Source organism: Rhodococcus sp. B10, assembly GCF_011770055.1.
Lineage (GTDB): Bacteria > Actinomycetota > Actinomycetes > Mycobacteriales > Mycobacteriaceae > Rhodococcoides > Rhodococcoides kyotonensis_B.
In genome coordinates, this window is the sequence record NZ_JAAFYV010000050.1 from 24,054 (window position 1) to 30,839 (window position 6,786).

Consider the following 6,786-nt stretch of genomic DNA (forward strand, 5'->3'; position numbering starts at 1 on the left):
GCCCTCCACGATGCAAATCCGACGATTCGCATCCATGACACGACCGTTAGCCGCGCGTGACGTTGTCCTCACCGTCGGGGGCCGGTGCCGGTGATATTCGCGCTTCCGGACGACTCGTCGTCTTGGATGCGCGGCAAGAGCCACCCCGCAGGATGGGACTAATCGGACAAAATTGCTGGTCAGGGGCGTGTAGTGGTTTGACGTGGTGAAACTACTCGTGCGAGAGTAGTCGCGTGTCTTCCATCCGCCTGTTCATACTCGGCTCGCTCGCGCAGCGTGGCGAGATGCATGGGCACCAGCTGAGGTTGCTCGCCGAGGAAGAGCACGTACACCTCTGGACCGACATTTCCGTGGGTGGCCTCTACGGCGCGCTCAAGCGACTGCACGCCGAAGGGCTCATCGCGGATATCCGAACCGAGCAGGCGGGAAACTTCCCGGCCCGAGTCGTCTACGGAATCACCGGCACCGGGCGCTCCGCACTCGAGCAGCTGCGCAGCGATGCCCTGAGTCACTTCGCGCTTCGTCCCGATCCATTCGATCTGGGGCTGACCAGGCTGGATCCCGCTCGTCTCGACGTTCTACCCGACGTGATCGCCGCGCGGGTGGCGCTGCTGAAGCAACATCTGGTCGACGCCGAAACCGCGAACGCAGGAGCGCAGCCGTATCTGTCCGTCGCGGAGAAATTCGCCCTCGCCCACCGCGAGGCACGCTTACGTGCCGAGATCGACTGGCACGAGAACCTCGTCGCGGCGCTTCCCGACATCGTCGCCGACGAACGAACCCGAGAAATTCCACCCCTACCGAACACCAAGGACGGCTGTACGACATGACCGAAACCAACTCTCGCGCTTCGGCGCCTTCGGTGGAAGTCCCACGCCGGGCATGGCAGGCGCTCATAGTCCTGCTGCTCGGAATGTTCATGGCGCTGCTCGACACGACGATCGTCAACGTTGCCCTGCCGACGATCGAAACCAGCCTCGACGCGTCGGAAGCGACGTTGTCGTGGATCATCTCCGGCTACGCGCTCGCGTTCGGATTGGCGCTGATTCCGGCGGGCAAGGTCGGTGACCGAATCGGCCACAAGTGGGTGTTCTTCACCGGGCTCGCACTGTTCACCCTTGCAAGCCTCGCGTGCGGTCTCGCGCAGAACGACATCCAGTTGGTGCTCGCTCGCGTCGTCCAGGGACTCGCAGGCGGCATCTTCGTGCCCGCGGTCACGGCGTTCATCCAGCTCCTGTTCCCGGGGCCGGTGCGCGGCAAGGCGTTTGCGATCATGGGCGCGGTCATCGGTGTATCCACCGCACTCGGCCCCATCGTGGGTGGTCTCATCATCGAGGCGTTCGGCGAGGCCGACGGCTGGCGCGGCGTGTTCTTCGTCAACCTTCCGATCGGAGTCGTCGCGCTGATCGCTGCGGCCCTTCTGCTTCCGCAGCGTGTGGACTCGGGTCAGCCGCGGCAGTCGGGCATCGACTGGGTCGGTCTGGCGCTCATCACCGCAGGTCTCGTCGCACTGCTCGTCCCGCTGATCGAGGGACAGGATCAGGGGTGGCCGACCTGGACGTACGTCTCGCTCGTCGGTGGCGTAGTGCTCATCGCGGTGTTCGGCGCGTGGGAAGTGTCCTACACCAAGCGTGGTCTGAACCCGCTGGTTCCGCCGAAGCTGTTCACGCACCCCGCCTTCACCGGTGGCACGATCCTGGCACTCGTCTACTTCGCCGCATTCACCAGTATCTTCTTCACGCTGTCGCTGCTGTGGCAGACCGGACTCGGCAACTCCGCCCTGGCATCGGGCATCGTGACGGTCCCGTTCGCGATCGGCAGCATCATCGCGTCGTCGCAGAGCAACAAGCTCACGCAGCGTCTCGGGCGCGGGGTGCTGCTGCTCGGTACGTCGTTCGTCGCGGTCGCCTTGATCTGGCTGTGGATCCTGCTCGCCACCGTGGACGCCGCGGATCTGAGCGGGTGGATGCTGTTGCCGCCGTTGCTGATCGGTGGACTGGGCAACGGAGCCTTCATCGCGCCCAACGCGCAGTTCATCGTCGCGACGGTCGATCCGCAGGATGCGGGCGCGGGAAGCGGCGTCATCCAGACGATGCAGCGTGTCGGCAGTGCCGCGGGTATCGCGGTGATCGGCAGCGTTCTGTTCGGGTCGTTGCACATCACCGGACCCGACACCGTCGCCAGCGGCTTCATGCACGCCGCGGCGGTGGCGATGGGCGTCAGCGCGGCGTTCGGAGTGCTGGCACTGCTCCTGGTCTTCGCGCTGCCCAAGCGTGTCGATTCGCGACGGGCTCCTGCAGGCGGATAGAAGCTGTCAGGCGTCGAGATCGCGCGTGTGAGCCGCCACCACGGATTGGGCGAGCGCCGCGATCTTGACGTTCATGTCCTGCGACGTCTTACGTAGCATCTCGAACGCCTGGTCGTCGGTCACGTTGTGCGACGCCATCAGCAGACCGATCGCTTTGCCGATCTCGCGGTTGCTCTCGAGACCCACACGTAGGGTGTCCGCTTCTTCGCCGTTCATGATGGCGGAGACGGTGACGGCCGCGAACGCCGTCAGGACGATGGCGTCGTCGGCCACGGCGCTGTCGAACCGATTCGGTGTGTCGGAGAACAGGTTCAGCGCACCGACCTTCTTGTTGTCCAGCATCAACCGGAAGCCCATCGCGCCGCGAACCGGTGTGCGAGTGACGACGCCACGGCCCAGCGCGGGCCAGGCAGACGGCGTCAGGAAGTCCGGTTCGATCTGAGCGGTTTCGGAGGAGAGCGCGTCGAGGCACGGGCCTTCGCCGGTCGCCCGCTCGATGTCGTCGACGGTGCGTGCAACCTGGTCGGACGCGGCGACGGTCACCGGCGTACCGCGACGAACGAGCATCAGACTCGCGTGGTCGCAGCCGGGAACGAGGAGCGTGGCAGCGACGCAGATAGCCGTGTAGATCTCGTCGGCGTTCGTCCCGCGGTAGACGATGTCGGCCAAAGCGCTGAACACCGTGCGTGGATCCGCAGGGGACTCATCGTTCGACATCGTGTCCTCCCTGAACACTCCAGGTCAACCGCGCGCGCCGCGAGGTCATACCTCGCGGCAACGATACCCACAGGTAGTCGAACCGCTGAAATCCTGATCGGGTCACGCACACTCCGGCGCGGGAGCGTCCTCCGCGAACGGCTTATCCGGCGGTTGGATATACGCGGCGTAGAGCACGACCGGCACGTCGCCCAGATTGATGCCCTCGTGCACGTGATCGCCGCCCACCTCCTCGGCGATGGTCTGTCCGGCTGGTGTGGTCACGCGCGAACAGTCGTGCAGGGTGCGCGTCAGGACCCCGGTGTCGACGTATGCGTAGACCGGGCCGTCGTGGAAATGCCACCCGGTGGTGCCGCCGGGAGCGATGGTGATCTTCCTGACCGTGACGTCGGTGCCTGCGATCTCTGCGCTGCCGGGCAGGAGCGGGAACGAGACGTGGGCGAGAGTGTCGGCGGTGACGCCCGACGGCGGCGTGGCGCCCGCGACGGCGGGGGAGAAAGCTGCCACTGCCAGGCAGGAGACGACGACGACCGGGCGGAAGTACTTCGGCATGGGTCCCACTCTCATCCGGGGTTCAGCCCATTCAGAGTAGGGCCGTGTCCACTCGTCCGGGTGGGTAACGGCGATCACCGGTCCTCGATCAGTACCCTGCAGTCGTGGGAGAGACTCCGGAAGCACAGGGCTTCGATGCACAGGGTTTCGACAAGCACGTGTTCGAGTACGGCGTCGACGGGCCGAAGGTCATTCTCGCCGGCATCGACGGCTCCGACTCGGCCTGGCGGGCTGCTGCCTACGCGGCCGGGCTCGCCAGACGCCAGGGTTCGCTGCTCGTGCTCGTCTACGTGCAACCGATCGCGACCGCGGCGTGGGGTCAGGCTGGGATCTCGCTCGTCGAGACCGGAGAGCAGATCGCAGCCGAGCTGCTGGCCTACATCGAGAAGGAAGCCAAGCACGTCGACTCGATCCGTTGGGAATTCCGTACGGCACAGGGAGATCCGTTCAACGGGCTCGTCGCCGTCGCGGACGAACTGCGCGCCGACGCCATCGTCGTCGGCGCATCCGAGCGAGCGGGGCACAGAATGTTCGGGTCCGTCGCGGTGCGCCTGGTCAAAGCCGGACGCTGGCCGGTGACGGTGGTTCCCTGACCGACGTCGGGCGAGGAAAATGTGGGGCGGGCGGGGCTCGAACCCGCGACCAATGGATTATGAGTCCACGGCTCTAACCGACTGAGCTACCGCCCCATCTCGCACAGCGAGCGGTCAGAATGCTACTGGATCACGTCCGCGAGATCGTCACTGGGACGCCGTTGAGGATCGCGTTCGCGGACACCGCGTCGACCTGCTGGGAGTCGGTGACGTCGTTGGCGCTCGCGCCGACCACGGTCGTCGCCACGGACAACGCGACGCCGTCGCGCTGGTGGCCGAAACCGTGCGGCATGCTGACCACGCCCGGCATCATCCGGTCGCTGGCGTGCACTTCGATGCGAACCGTCCCGGCTGCCGAAGTCACCGACACGACGGAACCGTCGTCGATTCCGCGAGCGGCGAGATCGTCGGGATGTGCCCACAGGTGGTGTCTCGGCCAACCCTTCGTCAAGCGGGGTGCGTTGTGCATCCACGAGTTGTTGCTGCGCAGATGTCGTCGACCGATCATCAGCAGTTCCTCACCCGTGGTGACGGGTGCGTGGTGCAGGACGTCGTGCAGTGCCGGGAGCTCGGCGACGACGACGTCGTGTATCAAGTGAATCCGTCTGTTCCGGGTGTGCAGTTTCGCGGGCAGGCCAGGTTCGAGCGGTCCGAGATCGATCCCGTGGGGCGACGCCGTCAGTGTGGACACCGACAAGCCTCTGCGTGCCGTTCGCAGCAGCAGGTCGACGGTACGGCGCGGTGAAAGTCGCAAGCGTGCTTCGGTTTTCAGTGACTTCGGGGTCAGGCGTCGGCGCACGCGGTCCGTACGAGAGCGCGACAGCGCGGACTGATACCGCACTGCGAGGTCACGGTAGATTTCCCACTCGGCCTTCGCGCCGGGCTTCTTCGTCACGACGGCAGGGGAGAATTTGGCGGTGTTGCGCACGCCGAACGCCTGGAATATCAGGTCGTAATGATCTCGTTCGAGCGACATCGTCGGCGGCAGGATGACATTCGCGTGTCGTGAGGTCTCGTTGATGTAGAAGTCGAACGAGACCATGAAATCGAGATGGGCGAACGCGTCGTCGAGCTTACGGCCGCCGGGCACCGACAGCACCGGGTTGCCCGACAGGACGGCCATGGCACGAATCTGCCCGCCGCCGGGGGTCGTCATTTCGTCGACCAACGTCGAGGCGGGGAATTCGCCCGCGAATTCGGGGAGATCGCGAACTCGACTGCGCCACTTGTCGAAATGGCCTCGGCCGACGATCGATCTGCCGACCAGGTCGATCGCAGGGTCGGTCATCAATGCGCCGCCGATCCGATCCAGATTTCCGGTCAGGATGTTGAGCACCTGGATGGCCCACTGGCAGACGGTGCCGAAGCGTTGTGTCGAGACGCCCATTCTTCCGTACGCGACGGCGGCTTCCGCGGATGCGAAACGTGTTGCGAGCGAGACGATGTCCTCCGGTGACATCCCGACGGCGGGAGCAACCGCTTCCGGTGTGAAGTCGGCGGCGATCCGAGCGACCTGGTCGACGCCGTCGACGTACTCGGCGACGCGCGTCCTGCCGGACTCGACGACGACATGGATCAACGCCATCAGCAGCAGGGCGTCGGTTCCAGGGCGGACGAAGTGGTGTTCGTCGGCGACGTCGGCGGTTTCGGTCCGGCGCGGATCGACGACGACGAGCGTTCCGCCCCGTGCCTTCAATGCTCGGACGCGATTGGCGAAGTCCGGCACGGTCATCATCGAGCCGTTCGACGCCATCGGATTGCCGCCGAGGACGAGGAAGAAGTCGGTGCGGTCGATGTCGGGGATCGGCAGGGCAAGTTGGTGGCCGTAGAGCAGGTGGTTCACCAGCTGGTGTGGCAGCTGATCGAGAGACGTCGCCGAGTACCGGTTCCTGGTGCGCAGCATCGACGTGAACGGAATGCCGTGCGTCATCGATCCCAGACTGTGCACGCTCGGATTTCCCTGGTAGATGCCGACGGCGCTCGGCCCGTACCGCTCACGCGTCGACACGAGGCCGTCGACGACGAGGTCGTAAGCGACGTCCCAGTCGATTTCCTCCCAGCCGTCGCCGACGCGTCGCACCGGTTTGATCAACCGATCGGGGTCCTCGTGCAGGTCGATCAGCGACAGGGCCTTCGGGCATATGTGTCCGCGCGACAGTGGATCGTCCTTGTCGCCGCGAATCGACGTGACGGTGTTGTCCTCGACCGTGAACTCGAGTCCGCAGACGGCTTCGCACAGGTTGCAGGATCCGTACTTCTTAGTCATCGACCACCCCTTCGTCTGCCGAGAGCCTAGCGCTGCCGCGTTCGGGCGAACGAGAACGAACCTAGAACGTGTTCCAATTCTGGCGGTGTCTGCGTTATCGTCGGACGTGAAACCGGCCCGGCGGGCGGGTCGATTCGGCGGGCGAAAGGCGAGTGGGTCATGAAAACCAAGGGCGCTGTGCTGTGGGGTTTGAACGAGCCGTGGTCCGTCGAGGAGATCGAGATCGGTGACCCGGTGGCGGGCGAGGTCCAGATCCGGATGGAAGCGGCCGGTATGTGTCATTCGGACCACCACATCGTCACCGGTGCGACGCCGATGCCGTCGTTCCCTGTCATGGGTGGGCACGAGGG

At 65.3% G+C, this 6,786-nt stretch carries 7 protein-coding genes and 1 tRNA gene; 4 read left to right on the forward strand and 4 right to left on the reverse strand.

The genetic code is table 11. The annotated features are described in order from the left end of the window. The first annotated feature begins 233 nt into the window (after nt 1-233). Together RhoFasB10_RS24170 and RhoFasB10_RS24175 are read left to right on the forward strand one after the other, a co-directional pair. Nucleotides 234-830, forward strand: coding sequence for a PadR family transcriptional regulator (locus RhoFasB10_RS24170; protein WP_068420485.1), 597 nt, complete (start codon nt 234-236; stop codon nt 828-830). Continuing rightward, nucleotides 827-2,308 carry an MFS transporter gene (locus tag RhoFasB10_RS24175; RefSeq protein ID WP_068420486.1) on the forward strand — a complete coding sequence of 494 codons (1,482 nt, stop codon included), beginning with the start codon at nt 827-829 and terminating at the stop codon, nt 2,306-2,308. The genes RhoFasB10_RS24170 and RhoFasB10_RS24175 overlap by 4 nt, the downstream gene beginning before the upstream one ends. Nucleotides 2,309-2,314: 6 nt before the next feature. Here RhoFasB10_RS24175 and RhoFasB10_RS24180 read toward each other — a convergent pair whose 3' ends face one another. Together RhoFasB10_RS24180 and RhoFasB10_RS24185 are read right to left on the reverse strand one after the other, a co-directional pair. Then, on the reverse strand, nt 2,315-3,025 hold the full coding sequence (locus tag RhoFasB10_RS24180; RefSeq protein ID WP_068420912.1) for a GAF and ANTAR domain-containing protein: 711 nt from the start codon (nt 3,023-3,025) through the stop codon (nt 2,315-2,317). A 102-nt stretch (nt 3,026-3,127) separates the two neighbouring features. Then, complete coding sequence (locus RhoFasB10_RS24185) at nt 3,128-3,577, reverse strand: cupin domain-containing protein (protein ID WP_167679002.1); 450 nt, start codon at nt 3,575-3,577, stop codon at nt 3,128-3,130. Nucleotides 3,578-3,681: 104 nt separating this feature from the next. Between RhoFasB10_RS24185 and RhoFasB10_RS24190 the strand changes: the two genes are divergently transcribed. Continuing rightward, nucleotides 3,682-4,170 (forward strand): universal stress protein, encoded by a 489-nt coding sequence (locus RhoFasB10_RS24190; protein ID WP_068420488.1) that lies wholly within the window; start codon nt 3,682-3,684, stop codon nt 4,168-4,170. A 22-nt stretch (nt 4,171-4,192) separates the two neighbouring features. Here the strand turns inward: RhoFasB10_RS24190 and RhoFasB10_RS24195 are convergent. After that, a tRNA-Ile gene (locus tag RhoFasB10_RS24195) sits at nt 4,193-4,266 on the reverse strand. A gap of 34 nt (nt 4,267-4,300) precedes the next feature. After that, nucleotides 4,301-6,436, reverse strand: coding sequence for a molybdopterin-dependent oxidoreductase (locus RhoFasB10_RS24200; protein WP_167679004.1), 2,136 nt, complete (start codon nt 6,434-6,436; stop codon nt 4,301-4,303). Nucleotides 6,437-6,595: 159 nt separating this feature from the next. On the opposite strand from RhoFasB10_RS24200, the gene RhoFasB10_RS24205 reads away from it, so the two are divergent. Continuing rightward, a partial coding sequence (locus tag RhoFasB10_RS24205; protein WP_167679006.1) for an alcohol dehydrogenase catalytic domain-containing protein occupies nt 6,596-6,786 on the forward strand: 191 nt, incomplete at its 3' end.

Excerpts from the sequence above, each read along its gene's own strand:
- RhoFasB10_RS24175 (WP_068420486.1), top strand. The coding sequence starts at position 827 with ATGACCGAAACCAACTCTCGCGCTTCGGCGCCTTCGGTGGAAGTCCCA.
- RhoFasB10_RS24180 (WP_068420912.1), bottom strand. The coding sequence starts at position 3,025 with ATGTCGAACGATGAGTCCCCTGCGGATCCACGCACGGTGTTCAGCGCT.
- RhoFasB10_RS24185 (WP_167679002.1), bottom strand. The coding sequence starts at position 3,577 with ATGCCGAAGTACTTCCGCCCGGTCGTCGTCGTCTCCTGCCTGGCAGTG.
- RhoFasB10_RS24200 (WP_167679004.1), bottom strand. The coding sequence starts at position 6,436 with ATGACTAAGAAGTACGGATCCTGCAACCTGTGCGAAGCCGTCTGCGGA.